Origin of the sequence: uncultured Pontibacter sp. (genome assembly GCF_947502515.1) — a bacterium.
Taxonomy (GTDB): domain Bacteria; phylum Bacteroidota; class Bacteroidia; order Cytophagales; family Hymenobacteraceae; genus Pontibacter.
The window spans coordinates 101,789-128,753 of the sequence record NZ_CANNAI010000004.1 but is presented as its reverse complement, the minus strand read 5'-3'; the positions used below and the strand labels follow the sequence as shown (position 1 = coordinate 128,753).

General features: G+C 50.7%; 22 protein-coding genes. 8 read left to right on the top strand and 14 right to left on the bottom strand.

Annotated elements, in window-relative coordinates; genetic code table 11:
• Position 1: 1 nt before the first annotated feature.
• The 3 genes from sppA to Q1A54_RS11790 all read right to left on the bottom strand — a co-directional run bounded on the left by sppA (position 2) and on the right by Q1A54_RS11790 (position 4,898).
• The gene (gene sppA / locus Q1A54_RS11800; protein ID WP_299988210.1) at positions 2–1,765 is read right to left on the bottom strand and encodes a signal peptide peptidase SppA; all 1,764 of its coding nucleotides are present in this window, start codon (positions 1,763–1,765) and stop codon (positions 2–4) included.
• A 534-nt stretch (positions 1,766–2,299) separates the two neighbouring features.
• The gene (locus Q1A54_RS11795) at positions 2,300–3,568 is read right to left on the bottom strand and encodes a replication-associated recombination protein A (protein ID WP_299988207.1); all 1,269 of its coding nucleotides are present in this window, start codon (positions 3,566–3,568) and stop codon (positions 2,300–2,302) included.
• A 163-nt stretch (positions 3,569–3,731) separates the two neighbouring features.
• Positions 3,732–4,898, bottom strand: coding sequence for an AI-2E family transporter (locus Q1A54_RS11790; RefSeq protein WP_299988204.1), 1,167 nt, complete (start codon positions 4,896–4,898; stop codon positions 3,732–3,734).
• Between the two features lie 81 nt (positions 4,899–4,979).
• On the opposite strand from Q1A54_RS11790, the gene Q1A54_RS11785 reads away from it, so the two are divergent.
• Positions 4,980–5,882 (top strand): DMT family transporter, encoded by a 903-nt coding sequence (locus Q1A54_RS11785; RefSeq protein WP_299988201.1) that lies wholly within the window; start codon positions 4,980–4,982, stop codon positions 5,880–5,882.
• Here the strand turns inward: Q1A54_RS11785 and Q1A54_RS11780 are convergent.
• Both Q1A54_RS11780 and Q1A54_RS11775 read right to left on the bottom strand, forming a co-directional pair.
• A complete protein-coding gene (locus Q1A54_RS11780) occupies positions 5,879–6,385 on the bottom strand; it encodes a hypothetical protein (protein WP_299988198.1) in 507 nt (168 codons plus the stop codon). The genes Q1A54_RS11785 and Q1A54_RS11780 overlap by 4 nt on opposite strands.
• Before the next feature lie 19 nt (positions 6,386–6,404).
• The gene (locus Q1A54_RS11775; protein WP_196115149.1) at positions 6,405–6,929 is read right to left on the bottom strand and encodes a GNAT family N-acetyltransferase; all 525 of its coding nucleotides are present in this window, start codon (positions 6,927–6,929) and stop codon (positions 6,405–6,407) included.
• A 216-nt stretch (positions 6,930–7,145) separates the two neighbouring features.
• Here Q1A54_RS11775 and Q1A54_RS11770 point away from each other — a divergent pair, with 216 nt between their 5' ends.
• Positions 7,146–7,424: a glycine zipper domain-containing protein gene (locus Q1A54_RS11770; protein WP_076422288.1), complete on the top strand. Its 279-nt coding sequence runs from the start codon at positions 7,146–7,148 to the stop codon at positions 7,422–7,424.
• Positions 7,425–7,631: 207 nt separating this feature from the next.
• Here the strand turns inward: Q1A54_RS11770 and Q1A54_RS11765 are convergent, their stop codons facing one another.
• From Q1A54_RS11765 to lpdA, 7 genes are all read right to left on the bottom strand, one after another.
• Positions 7,632–8,861, bottom strand: coding sequence for a DEAD/DEAH box helicase (locus Q1A54_RS11765; RefSeq protein ID WP_299988189.1), 1,230 nt, complete (start codon positions 8,859–8,861; stop codon positions 7,632–7,634).
• A gap of 221 nt (positions 8,862–9,082) precedes the next feature.
• Entirely contained in the window at positions 9,083–9,301 is a 219-nt protein-coding gene (locus tag Q1A54_RS11760; RefSeq protein WP_299988186.1) for a hypothetical protein, read from the bottom strand.
• A 126-nt stretch (positions 9,302–9,427) separates the two neighbouring features.
• The gene (locus Q1A54_RS11755) at positions 9,428–9,673 is read right to left on the bottom strand and encodes a hypothetical protein (protein WP_299988183.1); all 246 of its coding nucleotides are present in this window, start codon (positions 9,671–9,673) and stop codon (positions 9,428–9,430) included.
• A gap of 230 nt (positions 9,674–9,903) precedes the next feature.
• Positions 9,904–11,022 (bottom strand): acyl-CoA desaturase, encoded by a 1,119-nt coding sequence (locus Q1A54_RS11750; protein ID WP_299988180.1) that lies wholly within the window; start codon positions 11,020–11,022, stop codon positions 9,904–9,906.
• A gap of 224 nt (positions 11,023–11,246) precedes the next feature.
• Positions 11,247–12,359 (bottom strand): acyl-CoA desaturase, encoded by a 1,113-nt coding sequence (locus Q1A54_RS11745; protein WP_299988177.1) that lies wholly within the window; start codon positions 12,357–12,359, stop codon positions 11,247–11,249.
• Between the two features lie 370 nt (positions 12,360–12,729).
• On the bottom strand, positions 12,730–13,482 hold the full coding sequence (locus tag Q1A54_RS11740; RefSeq protein ID WP_299988174.1) for a hypothetical protein: 753 nt from the start codon (positions 13,480–13,482) through the stop codon (positions 12,730–12,732).
• A 140-nt stretch (positions 13,483–13,622) separates the two neighbouring features.
• Entirely contained in the window at positions 13,623–15,017 is a 1,395-nt protein-coding gene (gene lpdA / locus Q1A54_RS11735; protein WP_299988171.1) for a dihydrolipoyl dehydrogenase, read from the bottom strand.
• A 211-nt stretch (positions 15,018–15,228) separates the two neighbouring features.
• On the opposite strand from lpdA, the gene Q1A54_RS11730 reads away from it, so the two are divergent.
• A complete protein-coding gene (locus tag Q1A54_RS11730; RefSeq protein ID WP_299988168.1) occupies positions 15,229–15,897 on the top strand; it encodes a tetratricopeptide repeat protein in 669 nt (222 codons plus the stop codon).
• Between the two features lie 509 nt (positions 15,898–16,406).
• On the opposite strand, the gene Q1A54_RS11725 is transcribed toward Q1A54_RS11730, so the two are convergent.
• On the bottom strand, positions 16,407–17,744 hold the full coding sequence (locus Q1A54_RS11725) for a peptidoglycan DD-metalloendopeptidase family protein (protein ID WP_299988165.1): 1,338 nt from the start codon (positions 17,742–17,744) through the stop codon (positions 16,407–16,409).
• A 277-nt stretch (positions 17,745–18,021) separates the two neighbouring features.
• Here Q1A54_RS11725 and fabG point away from each other — a divergent pair, with 277 nt between their 5' ends.
• From fabG to Q1A54_RS11705, 4 genes are all read left to right on the top strand, one after another.
• On the top strand, positions 18,022–18,768 hold the full coding sequence (fabG, locus tag Q1A54_RS11720) for a 3-oxoacyl-[acyl-carrier-protein] reductase (protein ID WP_007652979.1): 747 nt from the start codon (positions 18,022–18,024) through the stop codon (positions 18,766–18,768).
• Between the two features lie 238 nt (positions 18,769–19,006).
• Positions 19,007–21,088: a VWA domain-containing protein gene (locus Q1A54_RS11715; protein ID WP_299988162.1), complete on the top strand. Its 2,082-nt coding sequence runs from the start codon at positions 19,007–19,009 to the stop codon at positions 21,086–21,088.
• A gap of 16 nt (positions 21,089–21,104) precedes the next feature.
• Positions 21,105–21,716: a GNAT family protein gene (locus Q1A54_RS11710; RefSeq protein WP_299988159.1), complete on the top strand. Its 612-nt coding sequence runs from the start codon at positions 21,105–21,107 to the stop codon at positions 21,714–21,716.
• Positions 21,717–21,963: 247 nt separating this feature from the next.
• Positions 21,964–22,653: a pseudouridine synthase gene (locus Q1A54_RS11705; RefSeq protein ID WP_299988155.1), complete on the top strand. Its 690-nt coding sequence runs from the start codon at positions 21,964–21,966 to the stop codon at positions 22,651–22,653.
• A 1-nt stretch (position 22,654) separates the two neighbouring features.
• Here Q1A54_RS11705 and Q1A54_RS11700 read toward each other — a convergent pair whose 3' ends face one another.
• Positions 22,655–23,632 (bottom strand): YpdA family putative bacillithiol disulfide reductase, encoded by a 978-nt coding sequence (locus Q1A54_RS11700; protein ID WP_299988153.1) that lies wholly within the window; start codon positions 23,630–23,632, stop codon positions 22,655–22,657.
• Between the two features lie 201 nt (positions 23,633–23,833).
• Between Q1A54_RS11700 and Q1A54_RS11695 the strand changes: the two genes are divergently transcribed.
• Complete coding sequence (locus Q1A54_RS11695; RefSeq protein ID WP_299988150.1) at positions 23,834–26,770, top strand: glycosyl hydrolase; 2,937 nt, start codon at positions 23,834–23,836, stop codon at positions 26,768–26,770.
• Positions 26,771–26,965 lie beyond the last annotated feature (195 nt).

Genomic DNA, 26,965 nt, shown 5'->3' with positions numbered 1-26,965 from the left:
GTTATTGGATTGTCAGTTCGTACGGCATGCGGGTCTGGATGCCCTGCATGTTCTCTACCTTCTTGTACATTTTGTACACAGGGTACAGCTGTCCAAGTTCGGCCTTCACGGCACGCTCTTTTACCTGCGAACCAGCTTCGCCGAACATCTCCTCAAAGAAAGACTTACGGCGCGGCAGTTCCTTGATGCGGTAGTCATCCTCTATACCTACACGGGCAGCGGCAATCTCGATGGCTTTTTCCAGACCACCATGCACGTCTACCAGGTTACGCTCCTTGGCTTCTATACCTGACCACACGCGGCCTGAGGCAAATTCCTTCAACTGGTCCTGCGACATGCCGCGGCCGTCGGCTGCTTTCTGGGTGAACACTTCGTAGATCTTGTTGATCTCACGCTGCACGATCTCTTTCTCAAACGGTGTCATGGCGCGGGTCACAGTCGGAAGGTCAGAGTGTTTGCCTGTGCTTACGCGATCCACTGTGATGCCTAACTTGTTCTTAAAGAAGTTTTCGAAGTTCGGCACGATGCCAAACACACCGATACTACCTGTGATGGTGTTCGGATGCGCCACGATCGTATCGCAGCCCATAGCCATGTAGTAACCGCCAGAGGCAGCCATGTCTGACATGGAAGCGATGACGGGCTTCACCTTGCGGGTCTCCTGAATCTCGCGCCACATGACGTCAGAGGCAAGTGCGCTACCGCCCGGTGAGTTGATGCGCAGTACAACAGCCTTCACATTATTGTCCATGCGGGCATTACGAAGAGCCTCAGCATAGCGCATGCTGCCGATTTCATCATCGCCGCCTTCACCATCCACAATGTCGCCTTCGGCGTAGATCACAGCGATGCGGTTTTTAGCAGAGCCGCTCTTCTCAGTGTCTTTCACTTTCTTATACTTGCCAAGACTCACCAGCTGCAGTTTCTTGTCTTTATCAACACCCATCTGCTCTTTCATGTAGTCGATGGCCTCATCATAGTAACCAATATCAGTTGCCAGACCATGGGTTTTGGCGTCTTCAGCTTCACGAACAAGCACTTCATCAGACACTTTTTTCAGTTCTTCGTAAGTTTTGCCACGTGCCTCCGCAATTTTGCGCAGCTGGTAGTCATTGATCGAGTTCAGGAATGAGGTCATCTGCTGACGGTTGGCATCGCTCATCTTGTCAAGGAAGAAAGGCTCTACCGCGCTCTTGAACTCACCTACTTTGAAGATAGTCGGCTCAATGTCCAGTTTCTCCAGTGTGCCTTTGAAGAAGAACACCTCAGAGCTGATGCCGTTGAACTCCAGCGTACCCATCGGGTTCAGGTAAATTTTATCAGCCACGGAAGACAGGTAGTAAGCCTTCTCGTTGGTCATGTCGCCATAGGACACGATGAACTTGCCAGACTCTTTGAAGTCGATCAGTTCGTTGCGTATCTCTTCCAGCTTGCCCATACCGGCATCCACGAAGCGCATGTTCAGGAAGATGCCTTTTACATTGTCATCTGTTTTGGCCCGGCGAATAGAGGCTTTGATCTGATCAAGACCATCATTGCTGTTCATCGAGAAGAAACCGATAGAGAAATCGCCAAAAGGATTCTCCTGCTCACGCTCTACAATAGACTTATCAAGCTTAAGCTCCAGCACCGAGTTTTCGGTGACGGTGACATCGCCTTTGGAAGCTGATGCCGCAATGATGCCTACCATGATCAGCAAGCCCAGGAAGAAGAATATGAACAGGCCAAGAATGGTAGCCAGCACATATCGGAGGAAATTCAGCATAGGTTCTATTTAATGTTTAGGTTCTGTTTTTTTAGTGGCGGGAAATATAGGTCCCTGCATACAATAAACAAAAATAGCGCTTAAAGTTCAATACTAAGCCCCAATAAACCGCAATTTCGACCAATCGGTCCATTTCATAGACTAACTTAGCTGTTGAATTATTGATGGTTGAACTGCTGATTGTTGTTTATACACGAGTTAGTGTATCACCAGCACGATTGAGCAGGGCGCGACTGAACTCTTTGAAGATTAGATTTCAGCTTACCTTCGCTTTACCTGCCTGACATTAAGCTTTTATTTTCTTGTGAAGTATTTAGGAATATCACTGAGATCGCCGCCCCAATAAGGCTTCATGTCCAGAAAGCGCCTGCGGAAATAGAGTAGCACGATTCCTGAGAGGAAAACATACGCCCCACCGTAATTGTAACCCAAGTGCCGCCAAACAAAAAAGAATACAACTTGCAGCACCAATAAAATTACATAAACGGTTCTGTTCACTTCTTCTATTTTATAACTCTTAAACTACCCAACTGACTAGTACCTGTACTTCTTTCCCCACTGCGCCTGCAGTTGCTTGAGCATGTCGCGTTCGCGGGCATTGTTGCCGGGCTGGTAGAGGGCGGTGTTGCTGAGCTCCTGTGGCATAAACTCCTGCGCTACAAAATTGCCTTCGTAGTCGTGGGCGTATTTGTAGTTGTTGCCGTAGCCGATCTCTTTCATCAGCTTGGTTGGGGCGTTGCGGATGTGTAGTGGCACGGGCAGGTTGCCCGTTTGCTGCACCAGCTGCCGTGCCTGCTTGATGGCTTTGTAGCTGGCGTTGCTCTTCGGGGAAGTGGCCAGGTATACCGTGCACTGCGACAGGATGATCTCCGCTTCCGGATAGCCGATCATCTGCACCGCCTGAAAACAGGAAGTCGCCATGAGCAGGGCGTTGGAGTTAGCCAAGCCGATATCCTCAGAAGCGGCGATGAGCAGGCGACGGGCAATAAACTTAGGGTCTTCACCACCCTCGATCATGCGGGCCAGCCAGTAAACAGCCGCATTAGGGTCAGAGCCACGGATGGACTTGATGTAGGCCGACACCAGGTCATAGTGCATCTCGCCCGACTTGTCATACATCACGATATTCTGCTGGGCTACCTGCTTCACCAGATCATTGGTCACGACCACTTCATCGGCTTTTATACCTTCGGCCACGATCTCGAGCAGGTTGAGCAGTTTGCGGGCATCACCTCCCGATATGGTCAGCAAAGCCTCGTATTCCTCTACCCTTACCTTGCGGTGGCGCATCCATTCGTCCTGCTCCAGCGCCTTGTCCACCAGTTCGATCAGTTCGTCTTTGGTGAGGTGCTTGAGGATGTATACCTGGCAGCGGGAAAGTAAGGCTGAGATCACTTCAAAAGAAGGATTCTCGGTTGTGGCGCCCACCAGAGTTACCGTACCCTTCTCCACAGCTCCGAGCAAAGCGTCCTGCTGGGATTTGTTAAAGCGATGAATCTCGTCGATGAACAACACCGTGCCCTGACGCTTCTTAGCCTGATCAATTACTTCACGAATGTCCTTCACGCCCGAGTTAATGGCACTCAAGGCTACAAAAGGCACCTTCATCTGGTTAGCGATGATGTTGGCCAGGGTGGTTTTGCCCACGCCCGGAGGCCCCCAAAGGATCATGCTGGGTATCACGCCGCCCTCAATGTAGCGACGCAGGATCCCGTCTGGCCCTACCAGGTGTTTTTGTCCGTAATATTGATCTAAATTGTGCGGCCGCATGCGCTCGGCCAAAGGTATGTTCGGGTGATTCATCTGCTCTTTTCTTTCTCAGGATTCGGTCTAAACAAAGTTACGAATTTGAAGGCAAAGCAGGAAGGAAGCTACAAAGCAGTCCCTATACCTGTCGGTTGGGCAAACAGCTACTGCCGATGCCACAGTCCCAGATCATCCGCTTACCAACAGTACGGTCTGTATGCTATTCTTTTGGCTTCTCCTCTTCCCCTTCATGGGGTGGTTCTATGTCATTTTCCTCTTCTAGTTGGCGGCGGACGGCCTTTGTATCCCAACGCAGCACAGGTATAGCCATGGGGCTCAGGCCAGGCCGCTCGTCTCCGAAGAGCACACCCCACTGCTTAAATTGGTCGGTGCGATCAAACACCACTTTGAGCATGGCAATAATGGGAAGCGACAGGAGCATACCTGTTATACCTGCAATCTCTCCGCCCACAATTACCCCGACAATAGTAGCCAGCGCATTGATCTTCACCTTCGAACCCACAATCCGTGGCATCAGGATGTTATTATCCAGAAACTGCACAGCGGCGATCGTACCCAGCACGGCCAGCACTGGCCATAGCTCCTCCGAAGACGCCAGTGTCAGCAGCACGCCGATGATGTTGCCCAGCAGCGCCCCCACATAGGGTATCAGGTTCAGAAAGGCGAAGATCACTCCGATGAGCAGCGCATGCTTGATCCCGATAATCATGAGCAGGCCTCCCAAAAGCACGGTCATGTAGGTAATCTGTATGAGTAGTCCGAAGAGGTAGCTTTTGATGATGACCTGCATTTCGCTCAAAGTTTCTTCCACTTTTTCATGCCGCTCACGGGGAAACCAAAGGAATACGAAGCGCAGCAACAGGTTTTTGTAGAACAACAGCAGGAAGATGTAAATGGGCAGCAAACCGATAAACACCACCGTACCAGTCACACCGCCAGCCACGCCGCCCAGGAGGTTACCCGCGTAAGTGAGCAGGTTGTTGCTTTGCTCTTTTATAAAACTCGTCTGCTCTGCTGTCGAAAAGGGCGTTTTGCTGCCGATCCACTCACTCAGGGCGGTCAGGTGTTTCATCACGTTCTTCTGGATCATCGGAAAGTCCTCTATCAGCACCCGCATCTGGGAAGAAAAGAACCAGATGATGCCGCCCAGTACGACGATCAGCGTGAGCAGACTGATGCCGATGGCTACGGCGTCGGGGAAGTTTCGCTGCTTAAAAAAGCGGTAGATAGGCAGCAGCATGATGCTGATGAAGAAAGCGACGAGCAACGGAGCCAGCAGGTCACGGCCCAGTACAATGATCCAGCCCAGAAAAAAGAGCCCGGTTACCTCGATGGCCCGACGGACCGTAAGCGGCATTTGATTCATGCAATAGTGTGGTTTGAGCGTACAGGTTTTAATTGCCTCTCCTTATACGGCACAAACCGAATAAGCACGTAATTTTGCAGCATGAATAAACAGGTACAGGTGCATGCCTCGCTTTTTCTGGTGGCACTGATCTATGGTAGTAATTACAGCATCGCCAAAGAGGTGATGCCGGAATATGTAGGTCCTTTCGGTCTGATCCTGATACGGGTGGTGTCGGCGGCGCTGTTCTTTGGCATATTTGCCCGGCTGGTGGTGAAAGAGAAAATTGTGGGACGTGCTGATAATATCCGCGTGATCCTCTGTGGGGTGACCGGAGTGGCTGTGAATCAGCTGTGCTTCTTTGCCGGGTTGAATCTTACTGCGCCCATCAACGCGGCGCTCCTGATGGTCATCGTGCCGGTGGTAGTTTTGGTCTTTTCGGCCTTGCTGCTGCGGGAGCGTATCGGGAAGCGTAAGGTTTCAGGTATAACTCTGGCCTGTGCGGGTGCTTTTCTGCTTATCTATACCTCCCGTGGAGAGCAGACTACCGGCAACATGTGGGGTGACCTTCTTATCATTCTGAACGCTACTTCCTTTGGCCTATACCTGGTACTGGTGAAGCCACTCATGCAGCGGTACCAGGCTATCACGATTGTGAGCCGCATTTTCACGGTGGGAGCCGTGCTGGTGATTCCGTTTGGCTGGCAGCAGTTACTTAGTCCTGACTACAGTACTTTTCCGATGTCTATCTGGCTGGCAATCCTGTTTATGGTATTCGCTGTTACGATCATCGCCTACCTGCTCAATACCTGGGCACTGCGCTACGCCAATCCCTCACTGGTAGGTGCCTACATCTACCTGCAGCCGGTCATGGCTATTCTGATTGCAGTTGCGGTGGGCAAGGATGTATTTACGCTGGAGAAGGCTTTTTATGCGCTCCTGATCTTTGCTGGCGTATACCTGGTGAGCCGAACGAGGCAACATGTCGTGCAGAAAGCTGCTTAGGGCATGTAACTGTCCTCGGGTAGTTCGTCAGCACTGTGCGAAACGGGCAAACGGCGCAGTAAGGTATACTGAAAGTCCACGGTATCGCTTTGCACAGGCTGGGCATGCATGACTGTGATGCTGTCGCCTTCATGCAGGGTATAGTAGAAGTTGCCCCGTCCGGCCCACCAGCCGCCGGAGGCTGAAAGTGCCTGGCGCGGCACACCGAATGAGGTATACATCTGCGGAGCAATGACGGAGCAGGTATACACCGTGTCAAGCACGTACTGCATCTCCACCTGACTCAGGTATACCACCGCCAGCGGGTTGTCCTCGTCAGCGCTTTGGATCTCCTCGCACTGCAGATCGGCTTTCACCCAGCTGTTTGGGTCAGACACTGCGACTTCCTGATCGATCCGCTCGTACTGCTCTTCCTCTTTTTGGTTGCAGGCTACGAGCGTGAATAGGCAGAAGGCAAATAAAAGGCGAAGCTTCATGTGGTGGTGCGGCTTTGTCGAACTCAAAGGTATAAAGAGAATCGCTTCAGGCAATATCTCTTTTCATCACGACCATGCCGCGGTATATTTCCTTCATCTGCTCAAAATCGAGCTCATCAGTGCCCCATCTCACAAAGCCGTTTTGCTCATAGAAGTCAACAGAGCGACTGCTGTCCATGGCTTTGAGCCAGATAACGCTTTTATTGCTTTCCAGCGCATACTGCACGGCAAAATCCACGGCCCATTTGCCTATGCCTATACCGGAGGCACGATCGACCAGGTATAGCCGCTCGAGTTCAAGGCATTCAGCATCTGTGTAGCCCTCCAGTGCTTTGTCTTTGTTGAACTTCATAAACCCAACCGGTTCGTCCTTGTATTGGATAAGGAAATAGGCGGCATTGGGATTGGCCATGTCATCGCGTAGGGCCTCCTCTGTAAAGCACCGTTCCACATACCAGTCCCCTCCGTCGTGCCAGAGGTAGGTGTAGTGGTCGTTGTAAGCTTCCACGGCTATGTCCCGCAATTCGGTCAGGTCGGCAAGTGTACAGGGCGTAATGGCTATGTCGGTCATGGAAAATCAGAGATAGAAATTGCTCAGACCAATATACTGTACAGACGCCGCTTTTGTGCAGACTAATCGCTGAAATTTCTTTCAAATACTATCACTCACCTTTCCATTTCAGCAGAACGGCCCGACTAAGCCAATCTAAAATTGTACTGATTTTGAGCACATCACAAACAATGACTCAGCAAACAGCGTATAATACTCGCTTAAATTCAACAAGTTATGAAACACATAAGAATATTTTCATTTGCCATATTATCAGCATTTCTACTAGGTGGATGTGCTGGTTCCGATAACTGGAGCAGTAAAAAGAAAGGCGCTGTGATAGGCGGCACGGCTGGCGCAGCTACAGGTGCTGCGGTAGGTGGTACTTCTGGTGCCGTTATTGGCGGTGCGGCCGGCACAGTGGCCGGTGGTGCCATTGGCCGTAAGAAAGATAAAAAGAAGGAACGTAAACGAAATCGGGATAACCGTGAAAACCGGGAACAGTTGCAGCGGTAAGGTATAGCATACCTGCCTTAAAGGACAAACGGCTATCGGTTTCTCCGATAGCCGTTTGTCCTTTAAGGCTTATAGCTCCAACCTACCCTCTAACAGCAATTATCTCTCTTTCTCTCTTAGCTTTTGCCCACTCGTGTTATAGCACTTGAGTTTCTGCAGCAGCTCTTCAGACACTCACAGGCCTAGAAGACACTGTGAGGTCTAAGCTTACCTCCTCCCCCGTTTTCCTTTACCTCCTCTGCCTGAAGGCTTGCGCTTGTCATTTTTGGCAGACGAAGAAGCAGCAGCTTCCATAAAATCCTGCGCCGTGAGCGGGTATGGGTGCTGGTCTACCACAGGTATAGCCTTGCCGGTGAGGTTTTGAATGGCTATTAGCAAAGGCGTTTCGCTGGCGCCGCAGAAGGTGATGGCGATGCCTGCAGCACCTGCCCTGCCCGTGCGGCCTATGCGGTGCACGTAGGTTTCAGGCTCAAAGGGCAGCTCGTAGTTGATGACGTGCGAGAGCTCCTCCACATCGATGCCCCGGGCAGCCACATCGGTTGCGACGAGTACTTTTGTTTCGCCATTTTTGAAGCTCTGCAGCACACGCTCACGGTCACGTTGGGCACGGTCTGCATGGATGGCTTCGGCTGCTATACCTGCGGCACTGAGTTCCTTGGCCAGTTTATCGGCCCCCTCTTTGGTGCGCATAAACACCAGCGTGCGGTCTATACCTGCGTGCTGCAAGAGGTGCAGCAGCAAAGGTGTTTTGTTGGCCTTCTTCACATAATAGAGCTCCTGACGGATGGTGCCTGCCGTCGAGGAAACTGGCGTCACTTCCACATTTACAGGCTCAGTCAGTATCTTCTTCGCCAGTTTGCTCACTTCCGGCGCCATGGTCGCCGAGAAGAACAGCGTCTGCCGTTTTTCAGGTATAGCCTGCAGCACCCTCCGGATATCCTGCAGAAAGCCCATGTCGAGCATGCGGTCAGCCTCGTCGAGCACCATTAACTGTACCTGCTCCAGACTCACAAAGCCTTGGTCCAGCAGGTCGAGCAGGCGGCCGGGCGTAGCTACGAGGATGTCTATACCTGCCTGCAGCGCTTCGGTCTGTACCTTGTAGGGCACGCCGCCATATACCACCAAATGCTTCAGTCCGGTATACCTGCCATAAGCTGCAAAACTGTCGCTTACCTGGCTGGCCAACTCGCGGGTGGGCGTGAGCACCAGCGCACGGATAACCTGTGGCTCAGGTATAGCCTGCCCGTGCAGGAGCTGCAGAACAGGCAGCGCAAAAGCTGCTGTTTTGCCTGTGCCTGTCTGGGCCGTAGCCATCAAGTCGCGGCCCTGCAACACTTCAGGTATAGCCTGCGTCTGGATAGGTGTTGCCTGGGTATAGCCTTCCTCTTCCAGCGCCTGCAGGATGGGGTTGATCAGGTTTAGGTCTTTGAATGTCATGTGCTAAATGCAGTGTTGGGGAATTAAACCGTAATGCTGCCTACTTTTCTAAAACTGCATTAATCAGAGTACGGCTGTAGTTGCCCCTTAAATACGCTTATCTTCTGAAAGATGGTTTTGCTGCAAAAGTAGACCTATGCCCACTCAGTTCCTAAAACCCGCGTCTATAAACTCAAAAAGGCAGGTTTAGCACCTGCCTTTTTTGCAATTTTCAATCGAAGCTATTTCCCCTTCCCAGCTTTGAGCTCTTGGTTTTCAATTTTTGAAATCCCTGCCTCCACTACCTGAAGCTTATCATCACCTGTCTCATACTTCAGTTTAATCCAGCCTGACTTATAACCATCGCCATCTTTTAACCGGATGGCAACATATGGGGTAATTTCGCTGGCTGCCGGACCTTCAAAGTAAGTGAACACTTCATCTGGCTTCCGAATATTCAAAAGATAGGCTCTGTCAGAGCTCCACACATGGTTTGAAGATTTGTCTTCGAGAACTGTCCCGCCCTCCTGCAAACCTACATGCTAGTGTCCGATATGCGGCTTCATGGGTTGTTCGTCTAAGAGTATTTAGTTACCGTCCAGGGAGTTTATGTAAAACAGATTGTGTGCCCCACGGGCATCATACACAAGCACGTTACTGAACACAAAGTCATTTCTTCCATCCTTGTTTACATCCAGATAAAGGGGCGCATCAAGTTTAAAGGATTGGTTGATGGTCACATGCTCAATAGCAATCGGGTCTACTGTTATTTCTTCTTTGTCGCAAGACGCAAGCGCTAAAGTTACAAGCGCAAAGGGGAGTAGTTTCTTCATAGTTTTATTTATTTGACAAGTGTATTGCTGGTATCACATGTTGTTGCTTCACTTAACCAAAAGGATTAATCGCCGCAATTTTCATCGCATAATCAAGTACTGTGCCAAATATTAAATAAAACCTATATTGAAGATATTTTAATCCATATAAAAAAAGCCTGCCCGAATTTGCTTCGAGCAGGCCCTCATTTTTCTTTTCTATTCAAAGCCATCACCTCGTTCAGGTTAGTCTAAGCCATCACCTCGTTCAGATTCGGCAGACGCAGTCGCCCGAATCGATGCAGGGTGTTCAGGTGTGATCGCACAGCCTGCAGGAAGGTTTTGCTCTCAATATAAGTGAGGTTAAACTCGGATGCAGTTTGCTTCACGATATCCGCGATGGCCGGGTAATGCACATGGCTGATGCGTGGAAACAGGTGGTGCTCGATCTGGAAGTTCAATCCGCCCACATACCACGACAACCACTTGCTTTTGCGTGCGAAATTAGCGGTAGTGCTCAGCTGGTGGATAGCCCAGTCGTTTTCGATCACACCAGTCTCGCTCGGCAGCGGATGATGCGTGCCCTCCACCGTATGCGCCAATTGGAACACCGTGGAGAGAATCATGCCCGCCACAAAATGCATTAAAAAGAAACCAAGCAACACTTCCCAGAAAGGTATACCGAATATAAGCGTCGGGGCAACCAGAATAGAGAAGAAATAAAGCAGTTTGAAAGCGACAATCTTGGAGAAAGCAACCGTGTTATCTGATTTGGAATTAGCGTTCACGCCACTTTTGATATACTTAAAGAACTGTACGAAATCCTTTATGATAACCCAGTAAAGCGTGAGCAAGCCATAAAAGAAAAAGGCGTATGCCCACTGCAGCTTATGATAAAAGCGCACATTGGTGTGAGGTGAAAAACGCATGAACACCATATCGTCAATATCCTCGTCCATCTCCACCACATTGGTATAGGTATGGTGCAGGATGTTGTGCTGCAGTTTCCAGTTAAAAGCCGAGGCACCCAGCAGGTTCACGGAGTGTGCCATCAGGTAGTTCATGGTCTTGTTCTTGGAAAAAGCGCCGTGGTTGGCATCGTGCATCACACTCATGGCCACACCGGCCACACCTACACCCATCACCAGCCATAGCACTAAGCTGATAGCCACATGCGGTGTGAAAGTAAGCAGAACCGCAAAGGGCACTACATAGAGCAGCATCAGGATAATGCTTTTGATAAGTAAGCGGGAATTACCCGATTTGGGCAGGTTATTCTCTGAAAAATACGCGTCCACACGTTTGCGGAGCGTCGGGAAAAACAAATTTTTGTCTTTGTTAACGAATTTTACTTTGCCTTTAAGCTTCATTTAATCTACTTGATATTCTTATAAAGTACTCACACTCTGAAAGCTATTTAACGGTTCTGCAGGTTATGTGTTTTACACATCCTTAGTTAAATGTTAGTTGCATCCACTCATAAACCCGAATGGAAAAGCTTTCAAATCAAACCCAAAGTGCATCGCTACACAAAGAGGCTGCAAATATAGAGGTGAAACAGGATACTATAAGCGCTTGCTGCTTATTTGATTTTTTAACCGATGGCCTCATTCAGGCCCGGCAGTCTGCCAAAGCGGTGCAGTGTGGCAATATGTGAGCGCAGGGCCTGTGCAAAAGTCTTGTTTTCCATATAAGGAACTCCAAACTCTTCGGCCGTTTCTTTCACGATCTCAGCAATGGCCGGGTAGTGCACATGACACACACGCGGAAAAAGGTGATGCTCAATCTGGAAGTTCAGGCCGCCCACATACCAGGACAGGATCTTGTTATGACGCGAGAAGTTAACAGTGGTGTTCATCTGGTGTATCGCCCAGTCATTCTCTATGATACCATGCTCGTCTGGTCTCGGGTGACTTGTACCCTCTACGGTATGTGCCAACTGGAAAACAACCGTCAGCACGATGCCTGCTACAAAGTGCATCACTAAAAATCCAAGCAGCACCTGCAAAAACGGAATTCCAAAGAAAAGCGTCGGCACAGCGAGAATGATAAAAAAGTAAGTGGCTTTCATAGCTACCAGTTTCATAAACCAGTTTCTGTTCTCGGCTGCTGAATTGTTATTCACACCATTCTTCTTGAAAAGCGCATACTGTACAAAGTCTTTTGCCACTACCCAATACAGCGTGAGCAGACCATAAAACACAAAGGCGTATACCCACTGCAGCTTGTGGAAAAACTTTACCTTGGAATGAGGGTTGAAGCGTAGCACCAGCCTGTCCTGAATGTCTTCATCCATCTCTACTACATTGGTGTAGGTATGGTGCAGGATGTTGTGCTGCAGTTTCCAGTTAAAAGCCGAACCACCTACCAGGTTCAGGGTATGGCCCATCAGATCGTTAACCCGCTTACTGTTAGAGAAAGCCCCATGATTGGCATCGTGCATCACGCTCATACCTATACCTGCCACTCCCAGGCCCATCATAAACCACAGAAGCAGACTAAGCGGGAAAGCAGGCTGAAATGCCAGCAGTAACACGAAAGGAAGCAAGTAGGTTAGCAGCAGCACCACACTTTTCACAATCATGGCGGTGTTGGCGGTTTTTGGAATGTTGTTCTCTGTAAAGTAGGCGTCTACCCGTTTCCGGAGGGTAGGAAAGAATAGGCTTTTGTCTTTGTTGACAAACTTGACTTTGCTCTGCAGCTTCATAGTTTTAAGGTGATGTGTGAAAAATTAGAACTCACACGTAGGGACAAAAGGCACAGAGAGTGAATCGCGGATACTTATTAAAATGTAATCAGGAGGTTATAAGTTCAGATATCCAACGACTTTCATGTATCTATACCTACTTATGTATAAATACTTATTATCTGGCCGAATGCTACATTATACTTGTCGTACACTCCCTACTTAGCTTGCAATTTAGATAAAAAGTACTGGAAAATTATCTTCTCTCGATATATTACAAAAAATATACTTCGCTCGAAAACGCTGGGTATACGACTTAATTTACTAGAAACAGAAAGGCCTGACCGAAAATACGGCCAAGCCTTCCTACAAGCCAGGCTATCTACGAGCTCTATACCTGAACTACCGTCCCGAGCTTTATTTTGAAGCGCTTCACACCATCAAAGAGTTCTTCCATCTTCAGTACTTCGTGTGTCTTCTTACTTATCCAAAAGGTGCCGTAATTGGTATCGCTGTAATCTATCCGTAGCATCCAGCAGTCGACGGAGGTGTTGTTGACTGTAAGCAGCTTTTCCGAGCCCGTTACCTTGTAACTGTAGTATTGCGGTGCGGTTTTGCTGCCCGGGTGGTAAAAATTAATCAGGTATACCGTGTTCGCCTTCAGTGGCAGGCTTTCGAACGTCTCCATATCCAGCTCCCAGTTGAATGTAGCCGCCTCAGCAGCTATACTGAATCCTTTGAAGCCATTATTCAATACAGTATCGGCACCGACAACTCTATCGGGCTCAAAATTAAAAGCCGCTGTACCTCTGGCGGAGGTACCTGTATGGAAAACAGGTTTGAAGTCCTTCTCGCAGATAGAGTAAAGTTGCCTATTGGTGAGGGTGTCCGCCCCTACCCAGTTTTGCCGTATGACCAGCTTTTCCTTGCCCGCCACTTCCTCAAAGCTCACATTCCGGGTCCAGAGGCTCTGCCTGAGCACCTTGGGGTTCGCTGGCGTCTGTACAGTAACTAAGTATTGTCTTGTACCTGGTTTTAGTTGCTTTACTTTCAAATGTTTGGATGTGACCCTCAGGGTATCGGTCTGGGCGCTTGCATAGGCCGTGATGAGTGTGGCAATGGCTAAAAGGAAAATCCTCTTCATAGTTGGTTGGAATTAAGTTATACGATATAGAAGAGAGACCCCAAAACGGCCCAGAGGGCTGCAAGGAAAGTTAAATTCCACAAAAAAAGAGGCTGACCATATTAGTGGCCAGCCTCTTAATCAGGTTGCTAACTTATAAATTATAAGTGAATTACTTCGTCGTAAGCAGCTGCGGCAGCTTCCATCACGGCTTCGCTCATGGTTGGGTGCGGGTGTACCGACTTGATGATCTCATGGCCGGTTGTTTCCAGTTTACGGGCTACCACTACCTCAGCGATCATCTCGGTTACGTTGGCGCCGATCATATGGGCACCCAGGAACTCACCGTATTTCGCATCAAAGATCACTTTCACGAAACCATCTTTTGCACCGGCAGCGCTTGCTTTGCCAGAGGCTGAGAACGGGAACTTGCCTACTTTGATGTCCAGGCCCTGCTCACGGGCAGCTTTCTCCGTCAGACCAACTGAAGCGATCTCAGGAGAGCAGTATGTACAGCCCGGGATGTTACCGTAGTTCAATGGCTCCGGGTCGTGACCTGTGATGGCCTCCACGCAGATAATACCTTCGGCAGACGCCACGTGCGCCAGCGCAGGGCCCGGCACGATGTCACCGATCGCATAGATACCGTCCACATTGGTTTTGTAGTACTCGTCCACGATCACGCGGCCTTTGTCTACTTTTATACCCAGCTCCTCGATGCCGATGTTCTCCAGGTTGGTCTGTATACCTACTGCCGAAAGCACAACCTCCGCTTCCAGTGTCTGCTCGCCTTTGGCCGTTTTCACTTTTACTTTGCACAGGTCGCCGCTTGTATCCACTGACTCCACAGAAGAATCGGTCATGATGTCGATGCCCGACTTGCGGAAAGACTTGGAAAGCTGACGCGATACTTCTTCGTCCTCAACAGGTACGATGTTCGGCAGATACTCTACAATGGTTACTTTCGTACCCATCGCATTGTAGAAGTAAGCGAACTCCACGCCAATAGCGCCGGAACCTACTACTACCATGCTCTCCGGCTTCTTGTCAAGGGCCATCGCCTGACGGTAGCCGATGATCTTCTTGCCGTCGATTGGCAGGTTAGGCAGTTCGCGTGAACGGGCACCTGTTGCCAGAATGATGTGGTCGGCCTCTACGGTGTCTTTTTTGCCGTCAGCGTCGGTTACCTCGATCTTGCCTTTGGCTACTACTTTACCAGTACCCATGATGGCGTCGATCTTGTTTTTGCGGAACAGGAACTGAATGCCTTTGCTCATGCCGTCAGCTACACCACGGCTACGCTTGATCACGGCGTTGAAGTCTACAGACGCCTCACCGATGGTAATGCCGTAGTCAGATGCGTGGTTGATGTACTCGAACACGTTTGCGCTCTTAAGCAATGCTTTGGTCGGGATACAGCCCCAGTTCAGGCAGATGCCGCCCAGCGACTCACGCTCGATCACACCTACTTTCAAACCCAGTTGCGACGCACGGATAGCCGCCACATAACCGCCTGGGCCACTACCCAGCACTACCAAATCGTATTTTGATGCCATAGTTTCTCTTTTTAAATGCTGAGCAAAATTAAGCGATAATCCCAACTTCACAAAACCACTTCTGTTACAGAAGTATCTGCCTCTCAATTAGCACTCTGCAAAGACTTCGCTCGCACTATATTAAGAATTGCTACAAAAAACAGCCGACCTGTTCCGTATTGGGCTGAACTATTGTATTTTGCACCCCATAACATGAGGTAAGCCCTACTGCATGAAAACAATTTTACTGCTCATTATACCTGTACTTTTCGCATTACCTGCTTTTTCGCAGAAGGCCGCCACGCAGCCTGCCCCACAAAAAACGGCGCTGCAGCACTTTAATGCGGGTAACCAAAAATTTAAGTCGGGTAAGTACACCGAAGCCATCAAAGAATACAGCGAAGTGCTGAAGCAGGAGCCCGAGCACATCGTCACGATGACCAACCGGGGCATTGCCCGCGACCGCATACTGGACTACCGCGGCGCTATTGCTGACTTTGACAAAGCCCTGGCGCTGGATCCCACGCATGTGGAAGCCTGGGTAAGTCGTGGCCTCTCGAAGTATAACCTGCAGGACTACAAAGGAGCACTCGTCGATTTCAACACAGCTGTTTCGATTGATCAGCTGCAAGCCCGCACCTACAACAACCGGGGTCTGGTGCGCTACGCCCTCAAAGACTACCGCAGCGCCATCATCGACTATGGCCGTGCCATCACCCTACAACCTGACTACGCCGAAGCCTACTACAATCGCGGCGCCCCCAGGTATACCAACGGCGACAAAAGCGGCGCCTGCGAAGACTGGGTTAAAGCCGAGCAACTTGGCCTGAAAGAAGCGGCGCAGTACCTGCGGGATTATTGTGAGCAAAATTCTACTGCCACTTCAAAATCAGCGAAGTAATCAAGACTCTTTTTAAGGCATAATTTAAGTTCTGGTTCTCCTCTCTCACATCCTGCGATTGGCAGTTATTTACCGACTTCTGACACAGGTCTAGCAGCTGTAAAAGGTACAGCTTTATGGCGCGAGCGTCCACGCTCGTGTCTACTATGGTGGGGCCTCTGGCCGCCTGAGGTAGGTGTAGGTATAGCTAATTTACTGTTGCATAGTAAGCCTTAGCCAGGCGGACTACTGTTTCGCCTGTGCGGCGGGCACTCACTTTTTGTCTTGACACAAAAATCGAGGCCCCCCTACCCCCAGTAAGCAAGAAGGTCAAGACTCCCCAAACTCGCTGAACGCTCAAACAGTGGGTAGTCATTTGGGCGCACCTGGCACTGCTACTTGTTTCATAGCTGGCGTGCGAGTTAGTCTTACTATACCTGTCAGCGGTTCTAACTGTTCATGACAACTTTTTCATAAACAAAAAAAGGGACGCTTTGCAGCGTCCCTTTTCTGTTCACATATAATAAACGTTATACCTCGTCTTCTTCCTGGTTTTTATTTGACTGTTCAGCAGCCAGCAAATCCTGCTGCTGACCTTTGAGCTCGATCGCCATCAGTTTGCCTTCCAGCTCAGACTTCACTTCTTCAAAGGCAGTTCGGTACTTCTTCTCGATTGGATGGGCGGACGGCAGCTGCACTTTCAGGGCGTCTACCTGCCTGCCATTTTTCCAGAAGCGGTAGCACAGGTGCGGACCCGTTGCCAGGCCAGTGCTGCCCACATAGCCGATCGTCTGACCTTGGCTAACACGGCTTCCGCGTTTGATGCCTTTCGCAAACTTTGACATGTGCAGGTACTGGGTGGTATAGGTATTGTTGTGCTTGATCTTCACGTAGTAGCCGTTGCCGCGGGTATAGGCGGCCTCTAGCACTACCCCATCACCTACTGTTCGGATCGGTGTACCACGTGGCGCGGCAAAGTCAGTACCGAGATGTGGCTTATAGCGTTTCTGTACCGGGTGGAAGCGGTTCATGGTAAAGCGGGAACTGATGCGGCTATACTCGAGCGGCTCTCTCAGGAAAGCTTTCTTGAGGCTCTTGCCATCCTGGTCGTAGTATCCGGCTTTCTGACCTTCCTGCTCAAACGCGATGGCGTACAGTGGCTTGCCTTCGTGCTCAAAATAGGCGGCCTTGATCTTGCCGAATCCGATCACGTTACCGTTTACCTGCTTTTCATCATAGATCAGCTTAAAGTGGTCGCCGGGCTGCAAACGGCTCAGGTTGAGACGCCATGCATAGATATCGGCGAAGTGGTTCACCAGTTGAGGTGAGCCCCCGGCAGCCAGAATTGACTCAAACAGGGAGTGTTCTATAAAACCGGCAATCGCACGTTCCACTACCTCAACTTCACGCTTCTCCAGGCGAACGTCCAACTCACCGTTCAGGTCGTAGATCACATACTCCACCTCGTTTGGTTCATAGATAAAATAACGGGCCGTCTGAGCGGAGTCCTGGGCGTGCAGGATGATGTAGTTGCGCTTGGCATTGATGCGGCGCACGTCAAATACTTCTTTTGATTTGCGGGCCAGCTGGTCGATGGTGACAGGTGAGATGTTGAAGCTGGCCAGGATCTGGGAAAGGTTTTCGCCTCTTTCCACAATGCCTTCCATTATTTCGAGTGTGTCGGTGGGGATGCCAAAGATGACCGGGGCTGGTCTTTTGACTGTGACTTCCGGTTCGGGCTCCGGTTCGTCTAATTTTTCTTCTGGCGAAAAATTGAAATTTTTAAAGCTGATTGTTTGCGCTGCCGTGATAAACACGAACAGCGACACCGCGATCAGGATGGCTAGTCCGACACTACGTTTGAACATTACAAGGTACCTTTGGTTGGAAGAATGGCACGAAAATATGGTTTAACCGATAGAAATAAAAATATTTTAGAACACAATATTCAGATTATAAATAGGTTGCCTCCTATATTTAGAAAGGAGGTATAGCATAGAACACTTTTCAGGGCACCACATGCAATTGTACATTTTCGCACCCGAAGCAATTTAACCGGCTAACAGTCAGAAAATTGAGACTAATTAAAACTGGAGAATGCGGCGGCTCTTCTGAATAAAAAAATCTTTTATAACTTTGACCCCTATGAAAGCACTAGAAGGAAAAGTAGCCCTTGTAACCGGGGCATCAAAAGGTATAGGTCGCGCCATCGCCGAGAAGCTGGTAGAGATGGGCGCACAGGTAGCATTCACCTACCTCTCAAGCGTTGAAAAAGGCCAGGCCCTGGAGCAGGAACTCACTGCTAATGGCGGCAAGGCCAAGGGTTTCCGTTCTGACGCCTCTGATATGGCGCAGGCCGAGAAGCTGATCGAGGATGTGGTAGCCGAGTTTGGCAAGATCGATATCCTGGTGAACAACGCCGGCATCACCCGTGACGGTCTGCTGATGCGCATGACCGAAGAGCAATGGGATGCAGTGATCAATACCAACCTGAAATCTGTGTTTGCATTAACAAAAGGTGCCACCAAGCACATGATGCGCGCCAAAAGCGGCTCGATCATCAACATCACGTCGGTGGTAGGTATAAAAGGAAACGCCGGACAGGCCAACTACTCTGCTTCTAAAGCGGGTATCATCGGCTTCACGAAGTCTGTGGCGCTGGAGCTTGGCTCGCGTAATATCCGCTGCAACGCAGTAGCACCAGGCTTCATCGAAACAGAAATGACAGGCGAGCTTGACCAGAAAGTGGTTGACGAGTGGAGAAAGGCAATTCCGTTGAAGCGCGGCGGTTCGCCAGAGGACGTGGCCAATGCCGTAGCCTTCCTGGCATCCGACCAGTCATCTTACATTTCCGGGCAGGTGCTGCAGGTAGACGGTGGTATGCTGACCTAAGTTTGAGAGTTTAGGAGTTTGAGGGTTTGAGAGTAAGAAAGATGAGTGTGACCTTTCGGGTTGCTCTTCATAGAAACTCTTTAATCTTATCACAAAACTTTTAACTATATAAAGACCAATGCTAAAGCGATTACGTTAGTAGCATTGGTCTTTTTCTTTTATCTTTAATTCTGAAATTATTTGATTCTATAGAATAAGTACGTCTAAAACTCCTAAACTCTTTAACGCCTAAACTTACTTGGATTCCTTCCGCCTCATAACGACCTATTCACCCTGGCTGATCCTGGCCTGCCTGGCTGTTGGTGCGCTTTACGCCTGGCTGCTGTATAGCAAGCGAACACCCTGGACTAAGGGTATAAACTATACCTTGGCGGCGGTGCGCTTTGTGGTGGTGAGTTTTCTATGCTTTCTGCTGCTCGGTCCGCTGGTGCGCTACGTCAGCAATAGCACGCAGGCACCCACTATTGTGTTTGCAGTAGATAATTCGCAGTCGGTGGCGCTGTTCTCAGACTCAGTGCAGTTACAGCAGGCGCAACAAGGTTTGCAGGAATTGCGCGACAAACTGCAGGAGCAAGGTATACAGACTGAGGTGCGTGTGCTGGGTGAATCCGATGCGCCGCAGAACCTGGGGGAGCTGCAGTACGAGTCAGAGACCACCAACCTGAGTCAGCTGCTTACGAATGTGCAACGTGATTTCGAGCAGCAGAATCTGGCTGGCGTCGTGTTGCTTTCGGATGGCATCGTGAACCAGGGCACCTCCCCTACCTATGCTAATTACAACTATACCATATACCCGGTAGCTGTAGGCGATACTGTGCCTAAGAAAGACATCGTAATGGCTTCGTTGCGTTACAACAAGGTAAATTACAGCGGCAACCGCTTCCCGTTGGAGGCTGAGTTGCAGCAGCAGGGCTTCGATGGAACTACTGTGACGGTACAGCTGAAGGAAAACAAGAAAGTGATCGACCGCAAGACGCTTACCCTGAAGGCTGGTCAGCCATTACAGCAAGTACCTTTTCAGGTCATGGCCAGCGGGTTGGGCAAGCGTCAGTATGAAGTGGAAGTACTGCCGCAGCAAGGCGAGTTCACAGAACTCAACAACTCCCGCAGTGCATACATTGATGTGGTGAAAGGCAAGATCAAAGTGCTGGTAGCCGCCGCTTCTCCGCACCCGGATATCAAAGCGCTTCGAGCTGCCATTGAATCGAACGAGAATTATGAAACGGAGCTGTTTATACCTGGTCTGACTACGCTCAAGCAGCAGGACTATGATGTGGCGGTGCTGCACCAGTTGCCTGGGCGAACAGCTGGTGGTGAGGCAGCGCTTAACCTGGTGCGCCAGAAGAATCTGCCGGCCCTTTACATCCTCGGCCCGCAGAGTGATATCGGTAATTTCAACCGCCTCAATGTGGGCATCCGCATCAACACACCGGGCCAGTCCGACGAAGTGACCAGCGTGATCAACCCGAGCTTCAGCACCTTTAAAGTGGCCGAGGAGGCCACGGAGCGTCTGCAGCAGTACCCGCCTGCCACGGTGCCTTACGGTGACTATCAACTCACGCCAAACACGGAAACCGTGCTCTACCAGCAAGTGGGCCGTGTGCGCACGAACAAGCCGCTGCTCACCGTGCAGACCGTGGGCGACAAACGAAATGCAGCGCTTTTGGCATCCGGTACCTGGCAGTGGCGGCTCACCGAAACAGCGAACCACGAGAACGCTGCTGTGTATGACAAGCTGATCACCAACCTGGTGCAGCTTCTGACGGCTCCCCGCAACAAGAAGCGCCTCAACGTATACCCGCAACTGAACGAGTACAGCAATTCCGACGAAATCCGGTTTGCGGCCGAGGCCTATAACGAAGCGCTGGAGCCGATCTATGGCCAGAACATTACCCTTAAAATACAGGACACGGAAGGAGCTGAGAAATCCTTTGAATTTGCCAATGGCGAGAACCAGTCTGGCGTGAATATTGGCACTTTACCGGGCGGTCGCTATACCTATACAGCTTCAGCCCGCATCAACGGCTCACTGCAGCAGGACAAGGGCGAGTTTGTGGTGGAAGAGCAGCAGCTGGAGGCCTTGCATGCCGTAGCCGACCATAACCTGCTGTACCAGTTAGGCGTCAATACCGGCTCTAAGCTTTATTACCCGGCGCAGTTGCAGCAACTCGAGCAGGACATCCTGCAGGCCGAGCACAAAGACCTGATCTACAGCTCTGAATCGCTCAACGACCTGGTTGACCTGAAATGGCTGTTCTTTGTGGTTCTCGCATTAGTCTGTGCAGAGTGGTTTGTGCGCAAGTACAATGGGAGTTATTAGATTTTGATAGCGTATTATGACCAATTCAGACTTCCCACATCCCGTTGTTTTGGAGACAGAGCGCCTATACCTGAGCGCACTGACGCCTGCTATCTACCAGCACCTCTTTACAGTCAGCAGCGATGAGGAGATCACCGCATATCTTGGCTTGAAGAATGCCGCTGAGCTGGCTGAAGAAAAAGACAAGTTCAGCAAAGGGCTCACCACCTATTTCCATAGCTTCAGGAACTTCAAAATTATGGACAAGCTGACCGCTACCGTGCTGGGCCGCTGTGGCTATCATACCTGGATCATGAGTCACCGCCGGGCAGAGGTAGGTTATGTACTGTTCGACGACAGCTATAAGCAAAAAGGCTACATGACCGAAGCGCTGGGTCCCGTTATCGCCTATGGTTTTGAGGAAATGGGCCTGCGCCGCATCGAAGCGATGGCCGCCGACTACAACACCCCCTCCATCAAGCTGCTCAAGCGGTTTGGGATGCAATTGGAAGGTGTGATCCGGGAGCATTATGTGGTCAATGGCATCAACGAAGATTCGGTGCTCTACTCCATCATCCGCCCCGACTATGACCGGCTCAAGCCTCTTTGGAACCTGCAGTACAAAATTCATCAGCCTGAGAAGGTATGAATGGTTGCTAGTGCATGATTCCCGGTGCATAATTGTCCAGATGACAACCAAATGCCGTCAAATTAAGGTTTATTTGTCATTTCGATCGAGGTAAGGGCACCTCTATTTAGGAAAAATCTAAAACAGTCCGTTGCCCTGCAATAATCCAGATCTCTCAATGCTTTCGAGATGACAGTATAAGCTAAACTTTTTACATTTTTAACTCAAAGGACTCTCTAAACCTCAACTCTTAAACTCCTAAACTCCCTTGAAATACATCATCCTAAACAAGCCTTACGAAGTGCTCACCCAGTTTACGGACGAGGGAGGTCGTGCCACGCTTAAAGACTTTGTGCCTGTACCTAACATTTACCCGGTTGGCCGCCTCGACTACGACAGTGAAGGACTGGTGCTGCTGACCGATGACAAAACCCTGCAGCATCGCCTCTCCGACCCAAAGTTCAAGATCGAGAAAACCTACTGGGTGCAGGTGGATGGTATACCTACTGAAGAGGCACTGGAGGAATTGCGACGCGGCGTAATGATCAAAAATACACGGACTGCCCCGGCCAAAGCCAGTCTGCTCGAGGAGGAACCACAGGTATGGGAGCGCTCCAAACCGATCCGCTTCCGCAAAGACATCCCGACGAGTTGGGTAGAAATCAAAATATCGCAGGGCATGAACCGACAGGTACGTCGCATGACGGCCGCTGTGGGTTTCCCAACGCTGCGCCTGATCCGTCCGGCCATTGGTCCGCTGAGTCTGGGAGAGTTGCAGCCCGGCGAGTACCGTGAACTGACAGGTGAAGAAGTAGACAAATTGAAAAGCCTGATAGCGGGCAGCAGCTTCGGGACCAGTAGCAAACCTAAGCGACCAGCCGGCACCAAAAAAAGTACAGGCGGCAGGCACTACGACAGCCGAAACAACTCCAGCCGCAAAAAGCGTATCGATCGATAAGCTATTTTTTGACGATATCCTGTATGATTTTCACGGCATGTTCGCGGGAGTTCTCAATGAACCACACATGCGTTTCCATGCCGCCGCATACCACACCCGCCAGGTATAGCCCAGGCAGATTCGTTTCCATCGTCTCCGGATTGTGGAAAGGGTGCCGATAAAAGTCGTCGGATAGTTTTACCCCAACCTTCTCCAGGAAAGCAAAGTTGGGCTGGTAGCCAGTCATGGCCATTACGAAATCGTTGGGGATCGTCACCTTGCCTTCCGGCGTCTGTATGTCCACTTCCTGCTCTCGGATCTCGGTCAGGCTGGAGTTGAAATAGGCCTTGATACTGCCCTCCGCGATCCGGTTTTCCAGATCCGGTTTGGTCCAGTACTTAATGCGACCAAGTTCCCCATCGCGTATCACCATTGTGACATCGGCCCCCTTCCGCCAGGTTTCCAGGGCCACGTCAGCAGAGGAGTTGTTGGCACCCACCACCACAATCTTCTGTTTATAATAATAATGCGGATCGTAGTAATAGTGCTTCACTTTAGGCAAATCCTCGCCAGGTATAGCCAGCATGTTGGGGATGTCGTAAAAGCCGGTCGCCAGGATAACATACCGCGACTGGTAGCTGCCCTTGCTGGTGTTTGTCAGGTATAGCTCTCCTTCGCGGCTTATACCTGTCACCTCTTCAAACAAGCGGATGTTCAAGTCCCCAATATCTGCTACCCGTCGGTAGTACTCCAGTGCTTCGCTACGGTTGGGTTTGGGGTGAATCGAGGGAAAGGGGAAACCGCCTATCTCCAGCCGGTCGGCGGTGGAGAAGAAGGTCATGTTGAGCGGATAGTTGAAAAGCGAATTGGTGATGGTGCCTTTCTCGATGATCTGGTAAGAAAGTCCGGCCTTCTTCGCTTCCAGTCCGCAGGCCAGTCCGATGGGACCACCGCCCACTATCAGTATATCTAGGGTATTGTTCAATGTGCTATCTCTCATGTACAGGCAACAGCCCGTAGTGCTATAGGTTTATGTGAAGCTAATACGGGATTTAGCCAAAAACAAGTAACAGCCAGTTTGCCATCAACACGAAAATAAGTTGCGCTATACCTGGTGATCCTTTTTGTTCCAAAATCCGGTACAATTCCTTAGCTTTAGAAACTCAAATAATCTACTCTAAACTATACCTACATCTACACAATGCAAAAGCGTATACTTTCTGTAGCGCTGCTGGTGGCCCTGAGCGGGGGCGCTGTGCAGGCTCAGAAGAAAGCACCAAAGCAGCCGGCCTCCACACCCGCCAAAGAAAGGCTGCAGGGGTTTGAAAAGCGACAGCAGCTGGAACAGAACTCCCTTGTTAAAAACCTGGCCTTCCGCAATGTGGGCCCTACCGTGCAAAGCGGCCGCATCACCGACCTGGATGTGAACCCAAAAGATCCGACCAATTTCTACGCAGCTTATGCCTCGGGCGGACTTTGGAGAACCATGAACAACGGCATCTCCTTTGAGCCAATTTTCGACAACGAAGCAGTGATGACCATTGGCGACATTGCCGTGGACTGGAACAACAACGAAACCATCTGGATCGGTACCGGCGAGAGTAACTCCAGCCGCTCGTCCTACTCGGGTGTGGGTGTGTACAAGAGCACCGACGGCGGCAAAACCTGGCAGCATATGGGTCTGGATGACACGCATCACATTGGCCGCATCGTGCTTCACCCTACTGACCCGAACACGCTTTGGGTAGCAGCAGTGGGCCACCTGTACTCGCCTAACAAAGACCGTGGCGTGTACAAAACAACGGACGGCGGCAAGACCTGGAAAAAGACACTTTACATCGACGAAAACACAGGAGCCATTGACCTGGTGATCGACCCGAAAAACCCGAACAACGTGTATGCGGCCATGTGGCACCGCGAGCGCCGCGCCTGGGACTTTGTGGAAGGTGGCAAGACCTCCGGCATTCATAAGTCAACGGACGGTGGCAATACCTGGACCCGTGTGAGCACCGAAGGCAGTGGCTTCCCGACATCCGCGGGCGTAGGCCGTATCGGTCTCGACATCCACCCGGGCAACCCGAACATCATCTACGCTTTCCTGGACAACCAGGAACTGCGGCAGGTAGAAAAGAAGGAGCCAAAAGCAGGTGAACTGCAGAAGGACCAGTTCAAAGGTATGACAACAGAGGCTTTCCTGGCCCTGAACGACAAGGACCTGAACAGCTTCCTGGACAACAACCGCTTCCCGGCCAAGTACACTGCCAAAACGGTGAAGGCCGACGTGAAGAGTGGTAAAATCAAGCCGGCTGCCTTAGCCGCCTACCTGGAAGACCCATTGGCGGTAACCACAGAAGCTCCGGTGAAAGGTGCTGAGCTATACCGCTCCGACGACGCTGGCAAGACCTGGAAGAAGACGCACGAGAAGCCTATCGACGACATGTACTCGAGCTACGGTTACTACTTCGGTGTGGTACGTGTAGCGCCGCACAATCCAGACAAGGTATACCTGCTCGGTGTGCCGCTTTTGACCTCAGACGACGGAGGCAAAACCTTCCGCAACATTGAGGGCGACAACGTACACTCCGATCATCAGGCCCTGTGGGTGAGCCCTGACAAACCGGGCTACGTGATCAACGGCAACGACGGTGGCCTGAACATCACCTATGACGACGGCAAAACCTGGGCGATTGCCAACTCTCCTTCGGTAGGACAGTTCTATGCGGTGGCTGTGGACATGGAGAAGCCTTACAATGTGTATGGCGGCTTGCAGGACAACGGCACCTGGTACGGTCCGAGCAACTACAAAGCCAGCTCCGCCTGGACCCAGAACGGCCGCTATCCGTACCAGCGCCTCGGCGGTGGTGACGGCATGATGGTGCAGGTGGATTTCCGTGACAACAACACGGTATACCTGGGTTCGCAGTACGGCAACTACGCCCGTGTAGACAAGCGCACGGGTCAGCGTGTATCCGTAAAGCCAACGCATGAACTGGGCGAAACGCCTTTGCGCTTCAACTGGGAAAGCCCGATCCACCTGAGCCGTCACAACCAGGACATCCTGTACTTTGGCTCCAACAAATTCCACCGCTCCATGAAAAAGGGCGATGAGATGCAAACCCTTTCCGGGGACCTGACCAACGGTGGTCTGAAAGGTGACGTTGGTTTCGGTACCCTGACTTCCATTGACGAGTCTCCGCTGAAGTTCGGCTTACTCTATACTGGCTCTGACGATGGTGCGATCCATGTCTCCAAAGACGGTGGCTATAACTGGGAGAATATCTCGAAGAAACTGCCACAAAACATGTGGGTATCGACTGTAGTAGCCTCTAACCATGCTGAGAACCGCGTGTATACCTCCCTCAACGGTTACCGTTGGGATGACTTCACGCCATACCTGTACGTGTCGGAAGACAATGGCAAGAAGTGGGAGCGCCTGGGCACTAACCTGCCAGCAGAGGCCATCAACGTGGTAAAGGAAGATCCGAAGAACCCGGACCTGCTTTACGTAGGCACCGACCATGGTCTGTACATTTCCCTTGACCGTGGCAAGACCTTCATGCAGATGCGCAACGGCATGCCAGCCGTGGCCGTGCACGACGTGGTGGTGCACCCACGTGACAATGATCTGATTGTGGGTACGCACGGCCGCTCGATCTACATCGCCAATGTGGAGCACCTGCAGCAACTAACGCCGGAGATCCAGAACCAGAAGCTGCACCTGTTCGCCTTCCAGCCAACCAACTACAACCCGCGCTGGGGACAGTCTTGGGGTGCCTGGGGTGAGCCAGCAGAATCTTCGCTTGAAATTCCATTCTACACGGCACAGGCTGGTACGACTACTATCCGCATCAAGACTGATAAAGGACAGGTGCTGAAAGAAATGAAGGACGAGAACGAGCGTGGTCTGAACTACGTGAGCTACAACTTCTCGGTAGACGAAGCCAATGCCAAAGCCTACGAAACCGCCCTGAACGGCAGCAAGAAGGATGGCGAAGAAGCCGTGAAAGTAGAAGCCGCTAACAACAAAGTAATCTACCTGCAGCCGGGCAAGTACATAGTAGAAGTTGAGACCGCTGATGGTGGCAAGGCAACTTCTGAGTTTACACTCAAAGCACAGGAAAGAAGAGCAAGAAGTTAATTTTAGCCTCTTCTATACCTATTGCAAAGGCAGCCCCGGTGGGGCTGCCTTTGTCTTTTTCTACCTATAGTTCTAAGTCCAAATTTAAACCAGCACTTATACTGGCACATATATTGCTATAAAAAATTATACAATATTTCATATATTGAATACAAATCCTGTTGCATTCTTTTCATCTCTAACGCTTACCTAAAA